Below are 20,993 nucleotides of genomic sequence, written 5' to 3' on the forward strand. Positions count from 1 at the left end.
GTTTTATGAAGTATCAATATAAAATGGCCGCCTTTGTCTTTATCATTTTCATGGCGACAGTTCTTTACACAAGATATGAACTCGAAGTCTATAGCTGGTTCTGTGATAACGAGGAAAATGGGGCTGCTTGCTTTGTTGCGCATAAGCTCCACTCGGGAGAGAAGAGTCCTGATGAGGCCCAGAGATATTTGAAGAAGAGCTGTAAGCTTAAATATGAATTGGCCTGTGAGGAAGTAAATAAAACAAATTTACTAAAGAACGAATTAGACAAGTGATTTACCCCAATTTTCCAACTTCTTAATATTATTCACTGGACGCTCTGTGCGTTAAAAAAGACTTAAACATTTATCAAATCATCTATTAATTCTTTTGCAAAAAAGTCGAAAGTGATTTATCAATGAGGTAGGAACTTAATCTTTAGGTGGATTAAGTTGTTGAAATTAAAGTGTTATTTTGATTTACAAAGACTTACATATCCATTGACATTCTCCTGGTCTTTGTAACATTACCCTCTCAGATTTTTAGCTGGATCTGAGAGGGTCCTTAACTTTTCCTCACAAATTTTTATTTTTTAGTAGAATAGATTTCTATGATGAAAGATATTTATAATTTATTAGCAACTTCAATTTTGTTGTTTCAGAAAAAGAGGGGAACGACTCTCGCTTCTTCTTCTACTTTCTATATGCTCTTAACAGTTGTTCCATTCTTCTTACTTTTAATTAGAGTGGTCGGATTATTTATTGGGGATATTAACTCCACCCAATTACAGATTTTCAATCTTGTTGAAAGTTTCTTTCCCGATGTCGCACCAGAAATTCTTACTCAAATTCAAACTATTGTAAAAGGTCCACTCTTTGCTGGGGGAGAGTTCACTATCCTTAACTTTGGAATTCTTTTGATTTCATCACTTTCGTTCTTCGATTCAATTTGGAATGGTTTATATTTAATTACAGAAGATAGAAGTTATTTAAAGTTTGTTAAACATTTAAAAGGAATTTTTGTTATTGGTGTTACAATTCTTTCTCTAAGTTTCTTCTTCTTTCTTCCATCCATTTTCTTTTATTCAGGTCAATTTCTAACAAATAATATTGTAGTAAATTTTCTTACCACTAACTTCCCAAGCTTATTAAAAATAAGTGCCTATTTCTCTAATGTTAATTATGGATTTTCTTACGTATTAAAATCAAATGTCTTTCATGGAGTTATTTTTACTACCTTCTTTGCTTTCTTGTATAGGTGGTTCTTTTCTTGGAAACTTACTCTTAAGCAGTCAGTAATAGCGGCTATGATTTTTAGTCTCTTAGTGATAATTGGAAAAAATCTCTTTTGGATTTACTTTATATATGTGAGAGATGGATTGATTAAAAACTATGGTGATTACTATACACTTATAGTTGGTGTGATTTGGATTTATTTTACAATGAGCTTCTTCTACTTTGGAACATGTATTTGTACAACATTATTAGACAAGAAGTTATTTCTTAAACGTATCGCGACTTGAATTATCTTGGAAAAGAGATATATTTTCTAAGAGGAGAATATTGTGGGTCTAATTAGAACACTTATTGAATTATATATTTTACTATTATTTGTAGATGTCATTTTGACATATCTACCTCAATATAGAAGAAATATTTGGGTAATGAGAATTCATAAGATGGCCAATTACACATGTGGACCAGTGAGAAGATATCTTCCAAATGATTTACCTTTCGATTTTTCTCCTTTAATTGTTGTTGTCATTCTTTCTGTTCTAAAAGCTCTCTGGTAAAAGCTTGTCTTTTTAATTCGTTTAGTACACAATTTTAGTATGTTTACTTTTTTTCATGGATGAAAAAGGGGCTGAATGGATTCGCCATATATAGATATAGATTTTTTAGCAAAAGAAACAATGGCCTTGAGCGAAGCTCTCAAAGGTTCAGAGGACTTTGGACAACCATCACTCTTTGATGGGGATTTTCAATTTTCTAAAAATGAAGAAGTTGTTGTAGAAGTCAGCGAAGAATCTAGTTTTGATGAAAAACTCCCACAAGAAATTGCAATAGACTTTGAAGAAGAGGGTGTAGAACATTCTCTTGAATCAGTTTTTCCAGTATCTCCAGGTCTTATTTTTAAAATAGACTCAGGCGTTTCAACCTTCTGTGTAAGAGGAATTCTTTGCCACAATATTAATGAGTCAGTTCATAGCGTGATGAATGATGAAGAAGGTAGTTGGAAGAAGTTAAAAATTAATGACCGAGAGGAATTATCTGGTATTCATTACTTTGAAACATCTTCGATCGAACAATCTGAAATGATAGCAGAATATATTCTTAATAAGAGATTTCCAATTCAAGAGGAAATGGTTTGTAATTTGAGCGATCCTGGTTTTAGCTGGTGGCTTGAAAGTAATGAAAATGGAATGAAAGTCTACTTTAAGGCGCAGTCTGTAGAAAGAGATCAACAGTTCATGAGGCTAGGTCCAATAGGGGATAGAGGAATTTCTTCCCTTAAGTTTTCAAAGTGTGAAGGTCTTCTTAGAAGATTGTTTTCAATTTCTGAGTATTCTACTTCGGATAAGAGTTTTGAAATAAAACCATTTAATTTAAATGACAGTAATTTTTTAAATTTTAAAGATATTTTTGAAAAAGGTGAATTTAACTTTGAATTTGATCCGGCCGATTTAACTGTCGATCATCAGAGATTAGTTATTTTCCTACAGGAAGTTGCAGCGGTTAGAGGTTTTTGGATTTCAGTGGAAGAAATTCTTAATAATAACCCTTGAGCAGAATGCTCTCTTCCTTTAGAATAGTAATAACAGGATGTTGTCACAAAATTAGGATGGTTTTGTGAGTACTAAACTTTAAACAGGATGTTTAAATTGGAATTTTCGTTCGACTCCCATCAAAGGGGAGCTCAGAGTGCACCGTCAGCTGGTGCAGATCCGGCAAGTGATCGTCTAAGAAAAGCAATTGAGCGCAATCGCGCGAAACAAGCAAAGAGAGATAATATTCAAGGTCAGGCGAATAGTGCTTCGACCGATGGACCATTATTTTCTAGCTCTACTGGTCCTAGACCTGTTGGAGCAGGATCTCGAAATATATCTGAAAGATTGAGGGCCGCTCAAAATTCAGGAACGCCGTCAGGAATTCCAAAGAGACCGGCCAGCCGATTTAGTAGTGAGCCTAGTGCTCAAATGTCTTCAAGTGGAGAGAGTGGTAGATCTTGGGGTGGTGGTCTTTTAAAAAAGAAAGAAGCTAGTGAAGCAGAGCCCTCTGTAACAGCAACAAGAAGAACAGTCGGAAAGCCTGATGAAGCAGAATTTCTAACTCCAATGAGAAAGGCGGCGGTTAAGGCCCCTGCAAAAGTTGGTTATACGAGCGCAAAGAGAAAAGTTAATACTAAATCTAAAAATAATAGTGACAGAAGTCTTGTTGGTTATCTTGTAAAGTTTGGATGGGCCTTTTGCACGTTCTTACTTTTTAGACTCGTATTTTCTGGAGGAGGAGTGATGGATTATTATTCATCGCTAAATCTTTTAGAAGAGAAGCAATATGAACAAGAAAGAATCATACTTGAAAACAAAAACTTGGCGATTGAAATTAAGAAAATTGGAAAGAACTCGATGTACCAGAAAAAACTTGTAAGAGATAATTTAGGTTTTATCGCAAGAGATGAGTACTTAATTCTCTTCCCTAGAGATAAGAGCCTTTCGAAGTTATAACCTTTTCTCCCACCTCTAGCTCTTTTGCCAGGGGTGAATCACTTCTCATTTCTAAGACGTGTCTACAATTATAAACTTTTGTTCTGTAAATTTTCGGAGGCTCTTGGACGCCGGGATGATGAGGAACATTTCTTTCAACTGCAATTACTTTCATATTGGAATCAAGAAAGAAGATATCTAGGTCAAAAAGTGTGTTGGGCATCCAGAATTTGCGCAGTCCGTCTTTCTTGTAATGAAAGAGCATTGCGTGGTCTTTTTTAAATTCTTCTTTCTTCGTTCCACTTAGGCCTAGATTTTTTTCTTCATCACTAATTGAGAGAATGGTCTCGATAGAGTGCTTACCGTCAATGAGTAGAGTAACTCTCTTTCTGTCTTTAAATACAGTATTAGAAGAGCTACAGCTAGAGAGACAGAGCAATATTATTAGGGTTTTAAGAATATTTTTAATGAGCATCGGTGCAAAATGCGTTATAAATGTCTTCATGACTTAACTCTAAATTATGAGGGGAGATAAAGCAAATGGCCGAATTAAAGGGACTAATGAGAACTCACAATTGTGGTGAGCTTAGAGAAGATCAAGTAGGGCAAACTGTCACGCTTTGTGGATGGGTAAATAAGTATAGAGACCTTGGGGCACTTCACTTTATTGATGTTAGAGATAAGTATGGATTAACTCAGCTTGGCTTTGAACAATTCAAAGGTGACCTCTCTGTTTTAAAAGATTGTGCTCTTGAGTCAGTCATTAAAGCAACGGGGAAAGTTGCAATGAGACCTTCTGATGCTCAGAATAAGAAAATGGATACAGGACTTGTTGAAGTTCAAGTAGAATCACTTGAAGTTCTTTCTAGAAATGATATTGATAATATTCCTTTTCTTCCATATGGACAGGTCGAGGCTACAGAAGATCTACGCCTAAAGTATAGATACCTAGAACTTAGAACGAAGAAGTTACAAGATATTCTCGCTCTAAGATCTAAGACGACAAATACGGTTAGAAGAATTTTACAAGAAGAGAAGTTCATTGAAGTTGAAACTCCTATTCTTTATAAATCAACTCCGGAAGGAGCGAGAGACTATGTTGTTCCGTCTCGTGTTCATCCTGGAAAAGTTTACGCTCTTCCTCAATCTCCACAGACTTTAAAACAACTTCTAATGATTGGATCTACTGATAAGTACTTTCAAATTTGTAGATGTTTTAGAGATGAAGATTTGAGAGCTGACAGACAACCTGAGTTTACTCAAATTGATATGGAGATTTCTTTTGCGACTCCTGAATATATTAAAAATATTGTAGAGAAAATTCTTGGAGAGCTTTTTGAACTTGAAGACGGATTTACTCTTCCTATGATGTCTTATGATGAAGCTCTTGCTCGCTATGGTTCTGATAAACCAGATCTAAGATTTGGGCTAGAGCATAGAATTGTAACAGATATTTTTAAAGACTCTGACTTCTCTGTATTCTCAAGTGTCGCTAAGGCAAACGGATTAATTAAAGCGATTTTTGTTCCAGCTGCTATGGGAGCTTTTTCAAGAAAGGATACAGATGCTCTTACTGATGTGGTTAAGCCACATGGTGGAAAAGGTGTGGCCTTCTTTAAAGTTGCGGGAGAGGAGAGATCTGCAGGAATTTCTAAATTTATTACTGATGAAATTTACCAGTCACTATGCGCATTTGAAGAGAATGCTGGAGATGGGACTTGGCTATTCTGTGCTGATACTGATTTAGATGCGGCCCATGCTTGTGCAGATGCTCTTAGAAGATATCTTGGAAAGAAACTAGAAATAATTGAAGAAGGTTATAAGTTCTTATGGGTTTATGACTTCCCACTTCTCGAATGGAATCCAGACGGTAAGAGATATATTGCTCGTCACCACCCATTCACAATGATTAAGCCTGATCAGAAAGCGACTTTTATTGGCGCAGATCCAAAAGATTCAGAATCACTAAAAGATATGCCAGCACAAGCTTACGATGTTGTTTGTAATGGTTATGAACTTGGTGGGGGATCAATAAGAATTCACGAACAAGATATTCAAAAGAAAATGTTTGAAGTTCTTGGAATGGAAGAGGAAGAAATTCAATCACAATTTGGATTCTTTGTTGAAGCTCTCAATTACGGAGTTCCTCCACATGGTGGGCTTGCTTTTGGTCTTGATAGAATAGTAATGCTATTAGCGAAAACGGATTCTATTAGAGATGTAATTGCATTTCCTAAGACAACTTCTGCAAGCGATTTAATGTCTAAAGCTCCTTCTGCTCCGGCCGAAGCTCAGCTTAAAGAACTTCACTTTAACTGGACGAAGTAAATAACTCATTTAGGCCCAAATTCTCTGGGCCTAAATTCTCTTTTAAATAATTAGAATTCTGATATCCTAATAGGATAGAGGAATTTATGGCCATTAGTTTAAGTGACATTAATAAGAAAGCATCTAATGGAGTAAAATCTATTTTAGATGTTATTCTTGAGAGAAAGGAAGAAAAACTCTCTGGTCGATCTAGAAAGAAGAGGGTTCTTCGTCCTTGGGAATCTGGGAGTGCTGAAGTTACAGTTGAAAAAGTGAAAGTCATGGCACCTTTTGAAAAGACTCGTCACTTATCTGATGATGAATTTATGGCCTTAAAGATCCAAGAGAGAGCTGAAGAATTATTTCAAGATATTTCTGATTTTCTATAAACCATTTGGCATATATTTCTTTCTAGCTTTTGCTAGTTCTTCAAAGAACTTCTTTGTTTTCTTCGGGGACTTCTTTTCGAATTCCTTACTGACTGGAATATAGAGATAGTCAGTAAGAAAATCTTTTTCTAATTCCTTTATTAAATACTTTCTAGGGTATTCACTTAAAATGATATCGGCGACTTCTTTGAGCACAACGTAGCCATCAAGTCTCTTTTTTAAAATGAGATCAAATGCCTGTTTAACTTTAATATCAGTTTCTTTAAGTACTTTCATACCTTTTAGCTTTTCACTTGCAATATAGCTCTTTGGTGCGCTAATCCCCTCATTTATATTGGAAAGTGAGTGCCCATCCCAAGATAATTTTGAATCTATATGGGTATAAATCTTATAGTGGGCCTTTAAGAGATATAAACTCTTATCTAATTGGTTATTACTATTCTTAGGAAAGCTGGCTACTTTATCTCTTTCCTTTGTCCATAGAGACGTTAAAAGAGCATCAACTTTATTTGATTCAATGTCTTTAAGGCACCTATCCCATGAGGCCCTAATGTATTGAACTTTTAATCCTGTTTCCTTACTTGCTTCATTGATTGTTTTAATTACAACGCTGAGCCTTTGACTCTTATCTCCATCTGTGTCGTATGGAAAGAAGTGAGGACTTTCATAGCAAATTTTAAAAGGGAGTGCATGGCTTGTTGAGGTCATTACTAGAAATAGTAAAAGAGATAATTTTTTTGTCATTCCAATATTGTAATGCTCTATAAGGTTTGAAACAAGGTGAGATTTATCATGAAGCTTTCTTATTACTTGAAATTTTCTTTGCAATAGGATCTTCTGGAAAGAGTAATGTCACTTTAGAAGAGCCAGTGTCTTCGAGAGATTCAATGTAATACTCTTCATCGGAATTCATTACAAATGAATCAGATAGCCAGTCAGGAATTCCTTTCTTATCTTTTCTAAAACAAGGTATTAGTAAAAGTGTAAAACCTGTAGGTATTGTTACAAAGTATCCAATAGTTCTAAGAATAGAAGTTTTAAGAGAGAGTTGATCACTATGAGTGTGAGGGCACTGTACCTTTAAGTTGAACATTATTTTTCCTGGAGTCTTTCCCTCTGAGAGATAGTAGGAAAGTAAAAAATAACCTGTGAAGACAACTAGAAAGTTTATAGAATTTACCGCGTAGAGCTTATCTTCTAGGTTTGCTCTAACTCCAAGAGGGAGTTGAAAGAAGAATGCTTTAATGAAGTTTAGGTAAGTAAACATTATCGCTTTATTAATAATGCCAATAAGAAATAAGTCCATAGTAAAAGCATACATACGATCTTTAACTAGACTCTTCTTTGGAGGTTTGGCCGCTGATAAATGTGTTACGTTTTCTTCATTCTTCCACATAGTAGGCGTATCGACTTTTCGAGAGGGAATCTTGAATGAATAGAGGATATTTTGAGCTTTTCTTTAGTCGGGAAAAAAATGCTCCCGACCTATGTGGTCGGGTATGTCCTTAGCACTGTGGAACGTAAGAATAGTAAAGACTTCCACCTTTTATTTTAGGTAGAACTGTCTTCATTCTGCCAACTGCTATTGCTGGGCAACCAAGGGTACGTCCCTGAATCTTTGAGTAGTTTTTAACGTAGTCAGCTTCGTGAAAGACAACAGCATTGGGTCTAACATCTGAGGAGGAACTCTCAAGACCTGTTAGTCTAATGGCATTATGTCCTTCCATTGAATTGTAATTGAACTTACTTGAAAAGTAGGTGCTATCTACTCTCATAAATCCAGGACGAGTCATTCCAAAACGTCTATGTTTTACGAGTCTAATTCTTCTACTGAACTTTGAATGCATGCACTTGTCTAGGTATCCATCGTGATTTCTATCTCCGTTTGGAAAACCAATTCTATTTCTTCCACTTCCGTGAGCGACGTACTCCCTTTGAAGTTCTCCCGTTTGAAGATCCATAATATAGAGTCTCTTCTCTCTAGAGCTTTGGGAGAAATCACCAATTGTAATAAATCTCTGATTACTAAGAAGATGAGATTTTCTTTCAAAGAAATCCATTGCCTCAACTAGAGGAGTCTCAGGAACTCCCTCTGCTACAAAGTGATTAATAGTCTCTTCACGTCCTTCAATATGGTATCCATCGAAGGCCAGAGTGTTAAAAGAAAACAAGAATGTAAGTAAGATTAATTTTTTCATAGCTTACTTCTCGGAGTAAGCTATGAATATTTTAGGGATTTATACTTGAGCGAAATTATTGTCTAAGAGATTCTTTGAGCTCACTAAGCTTATTCAGTGCTTGAAGTGGAGTCATATTCATCACATCGACTTCACTTAAATTGAGTTCAAGCTTTTGAAGATGCTCAGGTATTTCTCTTTCAACAATCACTTCTGGACTTGCGAAGAAGCTCAATTGTGAATTAGAATTTTTGATCATTTCTTTTTCTGAACTTACAGAAGGAAGTGAATTCTCATGACTACTATCGTGCTCTAAGCTTTTTAAGATATGTGAAGATCTATCAAGAATCGATTTTGGAAGACCTGCAAGCTTGGCAACATAAATACCAAAACTCTGTGAAGCACCTTCTTCAATTAGACGATAGAGAAATTGAACGTTTCCATCTTTATTAAAAGTTTCAACTGTTAAATTCTTCGCACCAGGAAGTTGATCTACAATATCAATTAGTTCATGATAGTGGGTCGCGAATAGAGTTAGTGCCTTTGTCTTATTCACAAAGTGCTCAACAAGGGACCAAGCAATACTAAGACCATCATAAGTAGAAGTTCCTCTACCAACTTCATCTAGAATAATAAGAGACTTATCGGTCGCGTGTCTTAGGATTTCTGCTGTTTCGGCCATTTCAACCATGAATGTTGATTGACCCTTTAAGATATCATCACTAGCGCCAAGACGGCTAAAGAGGTAGTCGCAGAGACCAATTTCCGCTTTCTCTGCAGGAACAAAAGAGCCAACTTGAGCAAGAAGTTGAATAATTGCAACCTCTCTCATAACTGTTGTCTTACCGGCCATATTGGGACCTGTAATTAAACCAAAGTAACACTCTTCATCTAATCTTAGGTCGTGAGCAACAAATTGATCTTTAATAATTGATTTTATAAGAGGATGCCAAGCGCCTTCAAGGTTAGAAAGTTTTCTATCATCACGCATCTCTGGTTTAATGAATTCTTCTTGGTTTGCTACCCATGCAAAACTTTGAAAGACATCTAGCAGTCCAAGTGATTTTGAAAGCATCATGATGGCAGCATTATTTTCAGTAACTTCAGCAATAAGACCTTTAAAAATTTCTCTCTCTAATCTTTCTAACTTTTCTTTTGCTGAGAAGATTTCTTTTTCAAATTCAGTTAGCTCTTTTGTCGTATATCGCTCAGAGTTAACTAGGGTCTGTCTTCTCTTGAAGCTTTCAGGGATTTTATCAGAGTGGGTTTTGGAAATCTCGATAAAGTAGCCTGCAACATTATTAGACTTTACTCTAAGTTTAGGAATACCTGTTTCTTCTCTGTAGCGCGCTTCAAGTTCTAAGAGCTCATTTGCTGTGTTAGTGCTCATTTTAGCGAGGCGGTCTCTTTCTTTGTCGCAACCTTCTCGGATTAAGTTTCCTTTCTCCAGAGCTGCTCCAATTTCGTCATTGATAGTTTCTTCAATTCTCTTAGATAATTTCTTTAGAATACCAAGTTCATTTTTCTTAAGAGTTGAAAGAAAGTTTGCAGACTCATGTGAGAAAACATCTTTTAAATCTTCGTAAGTGGCAACAGCTCTTGAAAGGTTTAAGAGGTCTCCAGCCGTTGTCTTATTAGTTGAAACCTTCGCCATAATTCTTTCTAGGTCTCTTACATCACTAAGTTTTTCTCTAACGTCAGATAAAATCTCTGAATTATCTAAGAAGTAAGTTACAAAGTTTTGTCTTTCAGTAATCTCATTTAAATCATTCAGAGGGTTGATAAAAACTTGCTTTAAATTCCTTGAGCCCATCGCCGTCTTTGTTTTATCGAGAAACCCAAGTAGAGAATCTTTGTAGGTCTCTCTAGATTTTGGAAGAATTTCTAAACCAATTAGTGTTGGAGCCGTTACCTTCATGTGACCTTTTTCACTAGTCATTTTAAAAGGTCTAATATGGCAGAAGTTCTCTGTAGTTTGTGTTGAACAAATATAGTAGGCGAGAGCTCCAATTGGAGCTAGGATTTCACTACAAGTAGAAATAACTTTATCTCTCTTATAAGAAGGAATAAGTTTTTCAATATAGATTTCTGTATATTTTTCAGAAAAATATTCTTTAGAGAGATGAGTCTTTAGTACTCCTAGTGCACCAAGAAGAGTGTCTAGCTCTTTTAACTCATCCCAATCTCCCATGGCGCAGATAAACTCTTTTGGTGCGAGCATTCTAAGCTTATCTAAGAAGTCTTCTGTACTAGTGAGCTTATATCCGCTGAATTCACCTGTCGTAAAATCAATTGCAGACAAGTAGTAATCATTTTCTATTTTTACAGCAGAAGCAATATACTTGTGATCAGCTCCATCTGCTTTTTCTAAATCATAAGGTAATCCTGGAGAGACAACTTGAACAACTGCTCTTTTTACAATTCCCTTAGCTTCTTTTGGATCTTCAATTTGTTCACAGATCGCAACCTTAATACCAAAGGCACTCAGCTTATCTATATAGACAGCTGCTGCATGATGTGGAATTCCCGCCATTGGGATAGGGAAGTCTCCAAGTTTTCCACGTTGAGTGAGCGTAATATTTAAAAGCTTAGAGGCCTTCTTTGCATCATCAAAGAAAACTTCATAGAAATCACCCATTCTAAAGAGAACTAAGTGCTCTGAATATTCTTTCTTTATATCGTAGAATTGAACCATCATCGGAGTCAATTTTACACCGTGGTTTATTATTTCATTCAAGGTGTCTAGTGTGTGTGTGGACAAAGTTAAATCCCTGATTAAATTGAAGTTTTTTCGTAGGGGCACAGTAACATAGGGGGAATTTGATCGTAAAATAAAACCTCTAAGTAATTCCAGAGTGAGCTAATAAGTTATTGAAAAATAATGAAAAAAACGAGACTATATTAGCCATGTGCTACCCGAGAGGAAGAGTGATATAATCTTCTCTAAAGGTGCGGAGCGTAATTTTGCTTAATATTATCAAGAAATCAGTCATTGTCTTTAGTTTCTTACTTACCATGGGTTTCATAGCTCTATGGGGTGAAAGTGTAGAATGGAAGAGATCTCAGGCCTTAAAAAATCAAGGTCAAGACGATTCACAGAATTACGATCAAGAAAGTTACTTTGAAACTGTTTCATTTTATCGAGTAAAAGATCAGAAGCCAGTTCTTCACTTAGATGCCAAAGAACTTTCTATGAATTCAGCGACGGGGAAATCTCTCTTTGTTGAACCCCGTGGTGTTGCCTTCACTAATAATGGGGAACCTGTTCAGTATGAAGCCAGAAAAGGTTTTCTCTTTAGGCAGGAAGACCAAGTCATTTTTGAAAACGAAGTGAAGTTCAATATGGAAACTTCAACTTTAACTGCGGATAAAACAATCTATCATATGAATAAAGACGAAATCGTTTCAACAGGAAATGTAGAAACGACGAGTATTTCCATGAAGAACAAGAGTAAGGAAGATATTAAGGTCTGGTCCAATAGTGCTGTCACTTGGCCTTCAAAAGATAGAAGTCGCTATCAGGGTGATGTGAGAGGAATCATTAAAAGAAAACGTGTTTACGAGGAAAGTATTAGGTTTAAGGCCCAACAAGTTGACGTAAATATGGTGACTCTACAAATCGATTTACTTGAAAAAGTGCACTTGGAAAAACAACAACTTAAGGCGGATTCTCACCGCGGAGAAATATTTCTGGAAAACTATAACAAAAAGCTCAAGTATTTCGTTCTTTATGACGATGTGAAGGTTGTAGAGAAAGTAAAACTGGAAAAGGATGGTCGTGTTTCCTCCTTTGAAAGACGTGCTTTTGGTGAAAAACTTGAGGGTATGATGAGTGAGAGTAAAATTATTCTCACTGGCTACCCGAAGGTTTTTCAACAAAGTGATGTAATTACTGGAAATAAAATAGTGCTCCGTGAGAATAACGAAGTTGTTGAAGTAGATGATGCGAACACTAATTTTATACTAAGGTAATTATGGAAGAAAGAAGCTTTCTAGAGGCCACCAACCTCAGGAAAACCTACTCGGGTAGAACTGTCGTAAAAGACGTAAGCCTTAGAGTAGAACAAGGTGAAATTGTCGGTCTCTTAGGACCTAATGGAGCTGGAAAAACTACATCATTTTATATGATTGTAGGATTAGTAAGGGCAGATGAAGGAAGGATAGAACTTTCTGGAGATGAACTCACTGAGTATCCAATTCATATTAGAGCACTTAAAGGGGTAGGCTACTTACCACAGGAAGCTTCTGTCTTTAGAGATTTAACAGTGGAAGAAAATATCTACGCTGTTTTAGAGAATAGAAAATTGCCTAAAGTGAAAAGGCAGAATCTACTCGAATCTCTACTGGAAGATTTTGGACTAGGACATATTAGAAAGTCACTTGGTTCAGCACTTTCAGGAGGGGAAAGAAGAAGGGTTGAGATAGCAAGAGCACTGGCATTGGAGCCAAGGTTTATACTTCTCGATGAGCCCTTCGCTGGTGTTGACCCGCTTGCGGTAAGTGACATCCAGGGAGTGATTCGAAGTTTAAAGAATAGAAATATTGGAGTCTTGATCACAGACCATAATGTAAGGGAAACCTTAGGGATTGTTGATAGGGCCTATATTATGAATAGTGGTGAACTACTTGTTAGTGGAACACCAGATGAAATTGTAAATAATGAAAGAGCACGGAAGTTCTATTTGGGTGACGAATTTAAGATGTAATGTCACCCAACTTTTTTAATAATAAAAGGTGGAACTATGGCAGTTAAGATCTCACAAAGTCTTAAACAATCTCAAAACTTGATGATGACGCCGCAATTGCAGCAGGCGATCAAGCTCTTAACGTTAACTCACCTTGAAATGACTTCTGTTATTGCCGAAGAGATGGTTGAAAATCCAATGCTCGAAGAGTTTGGTAATGGAAACGAATCTCCTGATAAAAAGTCTGAAGACGATTACAATGTTGAAAAATTAGAAAGCCAAGGAGCAGAAGCAAGAAGTGAGAACTTCGATGAAGCTCCAGTTATTTCAAAAGATGATGACTTTGATTGGCAAAAGTATGTAGAGACTTATAATAATTCTTCATCGACACCTTCGATGGTTGGTCCTGCTTCAAATGACGATACACCAAATTATGAAAATATTATTTCTAAAGGAAAGTCTCTTGCGGATCACCTTGAGTGGCAACTTCGCATGGAAGAGCTTACTGATCAAGAGCTAGATCTTGGAATTGAAATTATTCACAATATTAACGACGATGGATATCTTGGAGTTTCGTACGATGAGATTATTTCTAAGACTGAACTAGATAGAGATCACGCATTTGATGTTTTTGAAATGGTTCAACGTTTTGACCCTGTTGGGTGTGGAGCTGCAAACTTAACAGACTGTCTTCTTGCTCAAGCAAGAATTGCTGAAGAGAGATCTCCACTATTAGAAAAAATAATTACTTTTCACCTAGAAGATCTTCACCGAAAAGACTTTACTAAAATTAGTAAAGAAACTGGTGCTTCGACAGATATTATTATGGAGACAGCAAAACTTCTTCATCAATTTCATCCAAAGCCAGGTCGTTTAATTGCCGATCAAGATACTCACTATATTACTCCTGATATCTATGTTGTAGAAGTTGGAGGAGAGTTCGTGGTTCAGGTTAACGATGAAGGGATACCACGTCTTAGAATTTCAAAACTCTATCAAGAGTTACTTGCGACTTCAAAAGGTGAAAAGAGTGAAGCAAGTGAATACGTTATGGATAAGCTTAAATCTGCAAGATGGCTTCTAAAGTCTATTCAAACTAGACAACAAACAATTTATAAAGTTTCAAAAGCAATTGTGAGACAACAGCAAGAATTTTTTAAGAAAGGTCCAAAGTATTTAAAGCCTATGATTCTTAAAGACGTCGCCAATGAAATTGGAATGCATGAATCGACAGTTTCAAGAGTAACTACAAATAAATATATGCACACTCCAATTGGACTATTTGAATTAAAGTACTTCTTTAATACAGGAATCGGTGGAAAAAATGGGGCTGATGATATTTCGAGTGAAGTTCTAAAGCTTAAAATTAAAGAACTTGTTGCTAATGAGAGTCCTAAGAAGCCTCTGTCTGATCAGAAAATTGCCGACCTTTTAAGTCGTGATGACGTTAAGGTTGCAAGAAGAACAGTAGCTAAGTACCGAGAGATGCTAGGAATCGAATCTTCTTCAAAAAGAAAGGTAAAATCTTAATAATTTATTACGATAAGTTTCATACACTGACAAAGTGTAGGAATAATATAACGACAGGAGTAGGACGTTTATGAAAGTGACTATCACATTTCTTCATTTAGAGCACACTCAATCACTTGACGACAGAATCCACGAAAAGTCAGCTAAGCTTAAGAAGTTTATTGACGGTGAGATTAATCTAAAGTGGAGTTGCTACGTGAAAGAGGGCAACCACTACGCAGAAGTAGACCTTGGTGGACCGACTTTCCATTATCATGCAACGGGACACTCCGACAGCCTTTATAAGACTATTGATGTAGTTGTTGATAAATTAGAGAAACAATTACAAAAGAAGAAAGGCAAGTGGAAAAACAGTAAGCAGAGACAAGGCGTTAGGGAAATGCAAATCAATGACCCTGAAATGGCCTGGGCAGAGTACGACGAAGATTACGTAGCTTAATCTACTCCAAAAAAGTTAAACTACAAAAATGCCTCCTGAATTGGAGGCTTTTTTGTTTCTATCTTGGCACTGAATTTGGATTATATTAAGTAGCATTCATGCTTTAAGCATATTTTAGCTACTTAGGAGAATTTAGTGTCTAAATTTTTGACATTATTCGTACTTTTATTCACCTCTTTAACTCTTACGTCTTGTGGAGTTAAGAAGAACTCGAAAAGTGATGTGGATGATAACGCTGCTTATATAGAAGCCGCTCTATCATCAAAGAGCTGCGGTGGAGAAAGAGTGCTTGATTTGAACTCTAGAATAATTGCGCTTGAAGATTCTCTTAGTGAACTTAAAGTCTTTGATCCTATTTTAAAACCTCAAAAGAGAAATTTTAAATCGAATAGGTCTTCTTTTTCTCCAATTATATTAAGTGAAGTTCTCATTGAAGAAAGTATTGAAGATATTCAAAATGTAATTACTTTAAAGAGTGAGACAACTGTTACAAATAGCGAATTTAGAGAGATTAAGAGAAGAGTTCAAAAGCTTAGAATTAATTTTGATAGATGGTCTTTTCATCAGTGTCACTTAACTAATCTTATAGATAATAATGCAAAAGAGCTCAACGACTTTATTGAACTTGAAACAATGTTCTGTGAAGAGAATTGTCTTTCTACATTAATGCCTGATAGAGAAATTCTTCAAAAGGAAAAAAGAGAGAAGACAATTAATATATGCTCGCTTTTTAAGAGGAAGAGCTACTGTAGAGTCCACTATGATATTGCATCAATTTATGGCGGAGAAGATGAGTTTGTAAGAGAAATTCTTAAACAAGTAAGAAGCTTCTTTAATCAGGAAGTTTTTGGAATGAATGAGTCGCCTTTAGAAATTGAATGCGAACAAACAGATAAGAAAGTATTAACAATTCCGATATACCAAAATACAAATAGTGTCTCTCTCATGAATGCGATCTCTGAGAACTGGAAAAGAGATGATATTGAAGTAAAGTTTAAATTGGGAAGTAGTGGAGCAAGGTTAGAGCTGGTAGATGCTGGACTCTCTAGAGTGTCCTTAAATGATTTAAGTACAATTTATTTAAATAAGAATTTATTTGGAACCGAGAGAGTTAAGACAATTGCTCATGAGTTCGGACATACTTTGGGGTTTAAAGATTGCTATATTGAATACTTTGATACAAAGAGTGGAGAAGTTGTTTATTATGAACTTGAAAGAGATAAGGGTAATTTAATGTGCTCTTTAGAATTTGGAACAAAAATTCCAGAGAAGTACCTAGAGAAGGTCGTCTCTAAGTACTGTAAGTAAAATATTTTATATTATTTAAGTGCTCCAATAAATTTTGCAACAGTTGCTCTCGCCGCAATGAAGTGTTTATGTTCTAAGAGAAACCCAGTTGTTATGATTCTAATTTCTTCGCTTTCATGTTCTTCTACATTTCCATCTGCTGCTGAAACTTGAAAGAGTGTTTCTAAGACATGTAGTTTTTCTGAATTGTCTAAGATATCATTTAAAGCTGTACAATATTTTCTAGGCTCAATACCTGATAATTCCTTAACTTCTTCTAAGGCCTTACTTGCAACAAAGTCAGCCTCTTTCTCGCTTAGGTTCATCCATTGTATTAAAGATCTTTCAATAGCTTCTTTTTCAGTTGATGAAATGTCGAAGTCAACATAAGCGACTCTTGCACAAAGTCCGGCTAGACAAGTGAGGAGAATACGCTTTTCCTCTGTATAGTTAGGAAATTGCTCAAGTATGCTTGATTGTAGTTTGGAAATCGGTTTTGACTCCGTTTTTCCAATAAATATGTCCCAAAAACTCATAGTTATAACCTTTTTGTTTAAATTTATATCAATTCAGCTTTGTTTAGTTGAAAAGACTATTTAATAAAAGGATAATAATATTAAACACTAAAGGCAAATGAGAGTTAACAATGTCTATATATGAAAAAATGAATAACCTTGACGATAGAAGATTCAACCCCATCTTAAGTGAGGAGGATGAGTACGGCGAAGGAGGTGTCGCCACTATTAAAAAGGTTAAAATTAAGAAGCCTCGTAAATATAAAGTACTCATTCATAATGATGACTACACCACCATGGAATTTGTCATCTATATTTTGCAGAAAGTTTTTGCAAAGAACTTAGAAGAAGCTCAAGCAATTATGCTTAAAGTACACAACGAAGGAATTGGTATTTGTGGAGTTTATAGCTTTGAAATTGCAGAGACGAAAGCAGAGAAGGTAAATCAAGAAGCGAAGGAGAACGGTCACCCGTTGAAGTGCACTATTGAACCAGAAGCCTAAGAGGAAATTATGATGTCAAAAAAGCTAGAAGAAATTATTAATCAAGCTATTCAAATTGCAAATGAAAAAAGTCATGAGTACTTAACTCTCGAAACCGTTCTCATTGCAATGTTAGATGATGATCAGGTAATTGACGTTCTTCACGACTTGGGTGCCAATGTAGATGAGATTCAGGAAGACTTAGTTACATTTTTAAATGATCAATCAAATTTCAGTATTCTAACAGAGGATCAAGTTCAAAATCTAAGTAAGCAGCAATTTGTAGACGAAGAACTTAGAAAGCTTGCTAGTGAAAATGGAATAAAATATCAACCAGAAATTTCTCTTTCTCTACAAAGAGTTATTCAAAGAGCTGCTATACACGTTCAGTCTTCTGGAAAGAGACATATTATGGGAATTAATATTCTTATTTCGATGTTTCAAGAGAAAGAAAGCTTTGCTCTCTACTCAATTCAAAAACATGGTATCGAAAGATTCGATGTTGTGAAATATATTGCACACGGAGCAGATGAGCCAACTTCAAGTGATGATGAGTATGTTGACAACTCTGAGGTCGAAGGCGGAATAACACCTTCTAGACTTAGAAAAGAGAAAAAAGAGAATGCTGCGCTTGAAGAGTATTGTGTAAATCTCAATATTCTAGCTAGAAAAAATAAAATTGATCCTCTCATTGGACGAAGTTCTGAGTTGGACCGAATTGTTGAAATTCTTTGCAGAAGACGAAAGAATAATCCTCTTCTAGTTGGAGAGGCCGGGGTCGGAAAGACCGCAATTGTTGAAGGACTTGCTAAATGTATTGAAGAAGGAAGTGTTCCTGAAGTTCTTAATGGAACTACTATATTTAGTTTAGATATGGCCGCTCTACTTGCTGGAGCTAAGTTTCGTGGAGACTTTGAGCAGCGACTAAAAAATGTTTTAAAAGAATTAGATGATATTCAAGAGAAAGGTGAGAGAGCAATTCTCTTCATTGATGAAATTCATACCGTAATGGGAGCAGGAGCAACTAATGGTGGAAGTATGGATGCTTCAAATCTCTTGAAGCCAGCGCTTTCATCCGGAAAAGTAAAATGTATTGGAAGTACAACACATGATGAATTTAGAAAATTTATCGAAAAGGATCATGCTTTTAGTCGTAGGTTCCAAAAAATTGATGTGGATGAGCCGTCTTTAGAAGATACTTACCAAATTCTAAAAGGTCTTAAGTCTAAGTTTGAAGATCACCATGGTGTGAAGTATTCAAATGTTGTCTTAAGAACAGCTGTTGATCTTTCAAATAAATTTCTAGGGGATAGAAAAAATCCTGATAAGTCTATTGATGTTATCGATGAGGTCGGTGCGAGAGTTCACTTACTTCCAAAGAATAAGAGAAAGAAAAATATAACAAAGAAAGATATCGAAGCTATTATTTCGAAACTGGCTAAGATTCCAGAGATTAGTGTTACTGGAAATGATAGGGATCGTTTAAAGAATTTAAAGTCTAATCTTGATCTCGTTATTTATGGACAAGATGAAGCCGTTGTAAAGGTCTCAGATGCTATTGTCCTCTCTCGATCAGGTCTTGGGCATGAAGGTAAGCCAATGGCGAGTTTTCTCTTCGCAGGACCTACTGGGGTCGGTAAAACGGAATTAGCGAGACAATTAGCGCACAATTTAGGTTCTCATTTAGAAAGATTTGATATGTCTGAATATATGGAGAAGCATTCAGTTTCTAAATTGATTGGAGCGCCTCCAGGTTATGTTGGATATGATAACGGGGGAATACTAACTGACGCTGTAAAGAAGAATCCACATTGTATTTTATTACTAGATGAAATTGAGAAAGCTCATCCAGATATTTATAATATTCTTCTTCAGGTCATGGATCATGGATCTCTAACTGATGCGCAGGGAAGAACAACTGATTTTAAGAACACTGTCATTATTATGACAACAAATGCTGGTGCTAAACAAATGGAAGCAGGGTCTATTGGCTTAGGACAAGCAAAGTCAGAAGGTAATACTGCTAAGAGAGACCAAACTCTTAAGAACTTCTTTAGCCCAGAGTTTAGAAATAGACTGGATGCAATCATACACTTTAATAAATTAGGTAATGAATTTATAGTGAAGATTGTTGATAAGTTTTTACTCGATTTAGAAAGTAGACTTGCTTCTAAGAATGTTGAAATTGAAGTAACTGAGAATGCTAGACAGTGGTTAGCTAAGACTGGTTATGATCCTAAGATGGGAGCAAGACCTATTGGAAGAATTATTGATCAGCAAATAAAGAAGCCACTTTCAAATGAAGTTCTATTTGGTGAACTATCGAAAGGCGGAAAAGTTATTATCGATTTAGACCACAAAGATGAAATTACTTTTAAATATTCCTAAGAATTAACTTTAAAGGACACTATTTTTGGATAAAAACATAGAAATATGCCAATTATAGTTGTCCTTTTTTCGCTTCCAGAGGCATATTTTGCGCTTTTTACTCAAAATAATTAAAAATAAATCAAAAAAATAATTCCCTTCATTTTTGTATTCAAATTCATTCAAAAGAGATGATATTTTTATAAAAATCATAAAAACATTAGAAAATGAAGTTGTGAAACTCCTGTGTTCATCGACGGTTTCGTTGTGGTCATTTTTTTTTGTAAAGTAATTCTAAATTAAAACCGAAATCAGTTTATAAACTGTTTAATTTTTTTTTTAACAGATTCGTAATAAAAGGGTATTTTTTTATTTGCGTTAAAATAAAATTATGTTTATTCTGAATCTATAAGTGTTAAAAGCCGGGAGGATGTCATGGCAGTAAAGAAGAAAGCTACTAAAAAGGTAGCGAAGAAAGCCACTAAGAAGGCAGTAGCTAAAAAGACAGTTGCGAAGAAAACAGCTAAGAAAGCAACTAAGAAAAAAGTAGCGAAGAAGAAAGTAGCAAAGAAGAAAGTTGCTAAGAAAGCTACAAAGAAAGCAGTAGCTAAAAAAGCTACTAAAAAGAAAGTTGCTAAGAAAGTTGCTAAGAAAGTAGCAAAAAAAGCAACTAAGAAGAAAGTTGCAAAGAAAGCTACTAAGAAAGTAGCAAAGAAAGCAGCTAAGAAAACAGTAGCTAAGAAAGCTACAAAGAAAGCAGCTCCTAAAAAAGCTACTAAGAAAGCTCCAGCTAAGAAAGCAGCTCCTAAAAAAGCTACAAAAAAAGCTCCAGCTAAGAAAAAGTAATTGATTTTTACTCAAATACTTAAAGGGCCACTCAATGAGTGGCCTTTTTTTTGGTTCAAATTTAAGAAATCTACATTTTTGTAAATAAAATCTATAAGTTAGAGGCCTTCTCATTTGCTTTCTCTCAATTTACCCTGACTGACCCACAGGCTATTTTAACAGTGGCCGTTTTTAAATTATAGTAATTTCAGCTGTTTACATGAAGTAATAATGACATTTTCTAAAATGAATATTTACTTTCAAACGTGTTATTGATAACTTGCGGCCAAATAAAACTAAATCAGCAG

General features: G+C 35.5%; 20 protein-coding genes and 1 pseudogene. 15 read left to right on the forward strand and 6 right to left on the reverse strand.

Annotated features, from left to right (window positions below):
* Positions 1-5 precede the first annotated feature (5 nt).
* The 5 genes from CES88_RS07430 (at position 6) to CES88_RS07450 (ending at position 3,703) form a co-directional block, all read left to right on the forward strand.
* Positions 6-275, forward strand: coding sequence for a hypothetical protein (locus CES88_RS07430; protein WP_290732990.1), 270 nt, complete (start codon positions 6-8; stop codon positions 273-275).
* 314 nt (positions 276-589) lie between these two features.
* Complete coding sequence (locus CES88_RS07435) at positions 590-1,501, forward strand: YhjD/YihY/BrkB family envelope integrity protein (RefSeq protein WP_290732991.1); 912 nt, start codon at positions 590-592, stop codon at positions 1,499-1,501.
* Positions 1,502-1,543: 42 nt separating this feature from the next.
* Positions 1,544-1,771 (forward strand): YggT family protein, encoded by a 228-nt coding sequence (locus tag CES88_RS07440; protein WP_290732993.1) that lies wholly within the window; start codon positions 1,544-1,546, stop codon positions 1,769-1,771.
* A gap of 75 nt (positions 1,772-1,846) precedes the next feature.
* Positions 1,847-2,764 carry a hypothetical protein gene (locus CES88_RS07445; RefSeq protein WP_290732995.1) on the forward strand — a complete coding sequence of 306 codons (918 nt, stop codon included), beginning with the start codon at positions 1,847-1,849 and terminating at the stop codon, positions 2,762-2,764.
* A gap of 96 nt (positions 2,765-2,860) precedes the next feature.
* Complete coding sequence (locus CES88_RS07450) at positions 2,861-3,703, forward strand: hypothetical protein (protein ID WP_290732997.1); 843 nt, start codon at positions 2,861-2,863, stop codon at positions 3,701-3,703.
* Here the strand turns inward: CES88_RS07450 and CES88_RS07455 are convergent.
* Entirely contained in the window at positions 3,675-4,187 is a 513-nt protein-coding gene (locus CES88_RS07455; protein WP_290732999.1) for a DUF192 domain-containing protein, read from the reverse strand. The two genes, CES88_RS07450 and CES88_RS07455, sit on opposite strands and share 29 nt — an antisense overlap.
* Before the next feature lie 35 nt (positions 4,188-4,222).
* Here CES88_RS07455 and aspS point away from each other — a divergent pair, with 35 nt between their 5' ends.
* Both aspS and CES88_RS07465 read left to right on the forward strand, forming a co-directional pair.
* Entirely contained in the window at positions 4,223-6,010 is a 1,788-nt protein-coding gene (aspS, locus tag CES88_RS07460) for an aspartate--tRNA ligase (protein WP_365992708.1), read from the forward strand.
* Positions 6,011-6,096: 86 nt separating this feature from the next.
* Positions 6,097-6,378: a hypothetical protein gene (locus CES88_RS07465; protein WP_290733001.1), complete on the forward strand. Its 282-nt coding sequence runs from the start codon at positions 6,097-6,099 to the stop codon at positions 6,376-6,378.
* Here the strand turns inward: CES88_RS07465 and CES88_RS07470 are convergent.
* From CES88_RS07470 to mutS, 4 genes are all read right to left on the reverse strand, one after another.
* Positions 6,373-7,206, reverse strand: a complete 834-nt coding sequence (locus CES88_RS07470; RefSeq protein ID WP_290733003.1) for a transporter substrate-binding domain-containing protein — start codon at positions 7,204-7,206, stop codon at positions 6,373-6,375. The genes CES88_RS07465 and CES88_RS07470 overlap by 6 nt on opposite strands.
* Positions 7,169-7,774, reverse strand: a complete 606-nt coding sequence (locus CES88_RS07475) for an RDD family protein (protein WP_290733005.1) — start codon at positions 7,772-7,774, stop codon at positions 7,169-7,171. Before CES88_RS07475 ends, CES88_RS07470 begins: the two co-directional genes overlap by 38 nt.
* 109 nt (positions 7,775-7,883) lie before the next feature.
* Positions 7,884-8,576 (reverse strand): murein L,D-transpeptidase catalytic domain-containing protein, encoded by a 693-nt coding sequence (locus CES88_RS07480; protein ID WP_290733007.1) that lies wholly within the window; start codon positions 8,574-8,576, stop codon positions 7,884-7,886.
* Positions 8,577-8,631: 55 nt separating this feature from the next.
* Entirely contained in the window at positions 8,632-11,292 is a 2,661-nt protein-coding gene (gene mutS, locus CES88_RS07485) for a DNA mismatch repair protein MutS (protein ID WP_290733009.1), read from the reverse strand.
* A 227-nt stretch (positions 11,293-11,519) separates the two neighbouring features.
* Between mutS and lptC the strand changes: the two genes are divergently transcribed.
* The 5 genes from lptC to CES88_RS07510 all read left to right on the forward strand — a co-directional run bounded on the left by lptC (position 11,520) and on the right by CES88_RS07510 (position 16,517).
* Positions 11,520-12,527, forward strand: coding sequence for an LPS export ABC transporter periplasmic protein LptC (lptC, locus tag CES88_RS07490; protein WP_290733011.1), 1,008 nt, complete (start codon positions 11,520-11,522; stop codon positions 12,525-12,527).
* 2 nt (positions 12,528-12,529) lie between these two features.
* Positions 12,530-13,261, forward strand: coding sequence for an LPS export ABC transporter ATP-binding protein (gene lptB / locus CES88_RS07495; RefSeq protein WP_290733013.1), 732 nt, complete (start codon positions 12,530-12,532; stop codon positions 13,259-13,261).
* A 36-nt stretch (positions 13,262-13,297) separates the two neighbouring features.
* The gene (gene rpoN, locus CES88_RS07500; protein WP_290733015.1) at positions 13,298-14,770 is read left to right on the forward strand and encodes an RNA polymerase factor sigma-54; all 1,473 of its coding nucleotides are present in this window, start codon (positions 13,298-13,300) and stop codon (positions 14,768-14,770) included.
* Between the two features lie 70 nt (positions 14,771-14,840).
* Complete coding sequence (gene raiA, locus CES88_RS07505; protein WP_290733017.1) at positions 14,841-15,209, forward strand: ribosome-associated translation inhibitor RaiA; 369 nt, start codon at positions 14,841-14,843, stop codon at positions 15,207-15,209.
* A gap of 135 nt (positions 15,210-15,344) precedes the next feature.
* Positions 15,345-16,517, forward strand: a complete 1,173-nt coding sequence (locus tag CES88_RS07510) for a hypothetical protein (protein ID WP_290733019.1) — start codon at positions 15,345-15,347, stop codon at positions 16,515-16,517.
* An 11-nt stretch (positions 16,518-16,528) separates the two neighbouring features.
* On the opposite strand, the gene CES88_RS07515 is transcribed toward CES88_RS07510, so the two are convergent.
* Positions 16,529-17,032, reverse strand: coding sequence for a TerB family tellurite resistance protein (locus tag CES88_RS07515; RefSeq protein ID WP_290733021.1), 504 nt, complete (start codon positions 17,030-17,032; stop codon positions 16,529-16,531).
* A 128-nt stretch (positions 17,033-17,160) separates the two neighbouring features.
* Between CES88_RS07515 and clpS the strand changes: the two genes are divergently transcribed.
* The 3 genes and pseudogenes from clpS to CES88_RS07530 all read left to right on the forward strand — a co-directional run.
* Complete coding sequence (gene clpS / locus CES88_RS07520) at positions 17,161-17,514, forward strand: ATP-dependent Clp protease adapter ClpS (protein ID WP_290733023.1); 354 nt, start codon at positions 17,161-17,163, stop codon at positions 17,512-17,514.
* Positions 17,515-17,523: 9 nt separating this feature from the next.
* On the forward strand, positions 17,524-19,881 hold the full coding sequence (gene clpA, locus CES88_RS07525) for an ATP-dependent Clp protease ATP-binding subunit ClpA (RefSeq protein ID WP_290733025.1): 2,358 nt from the start codon (positions 17,524-17,526) through the stop codon (positions 19,879-19,881).
* A gap of 540 nt (positions 19,882-20,421) precedes the next feature.
* Positions 20,422-20,502, forward strand: a pseudogene (locus CES88_RS07530) (histidine biosynthesis protein HisIE); the annotation flags it as partial.
* Between the last annotated feature and the right edge of the window lie 491 nt (positions 20,503-20,993).

This window comes from Halobacteriovorax sp. JY17, assembly GCF_002753895.1.
Lineage (GTDB): Bacteria > Bdellovibrionota > Bacteriovoracia > Bacteriovoracales > Bacteriovoracaceae > Halobacteriovorax.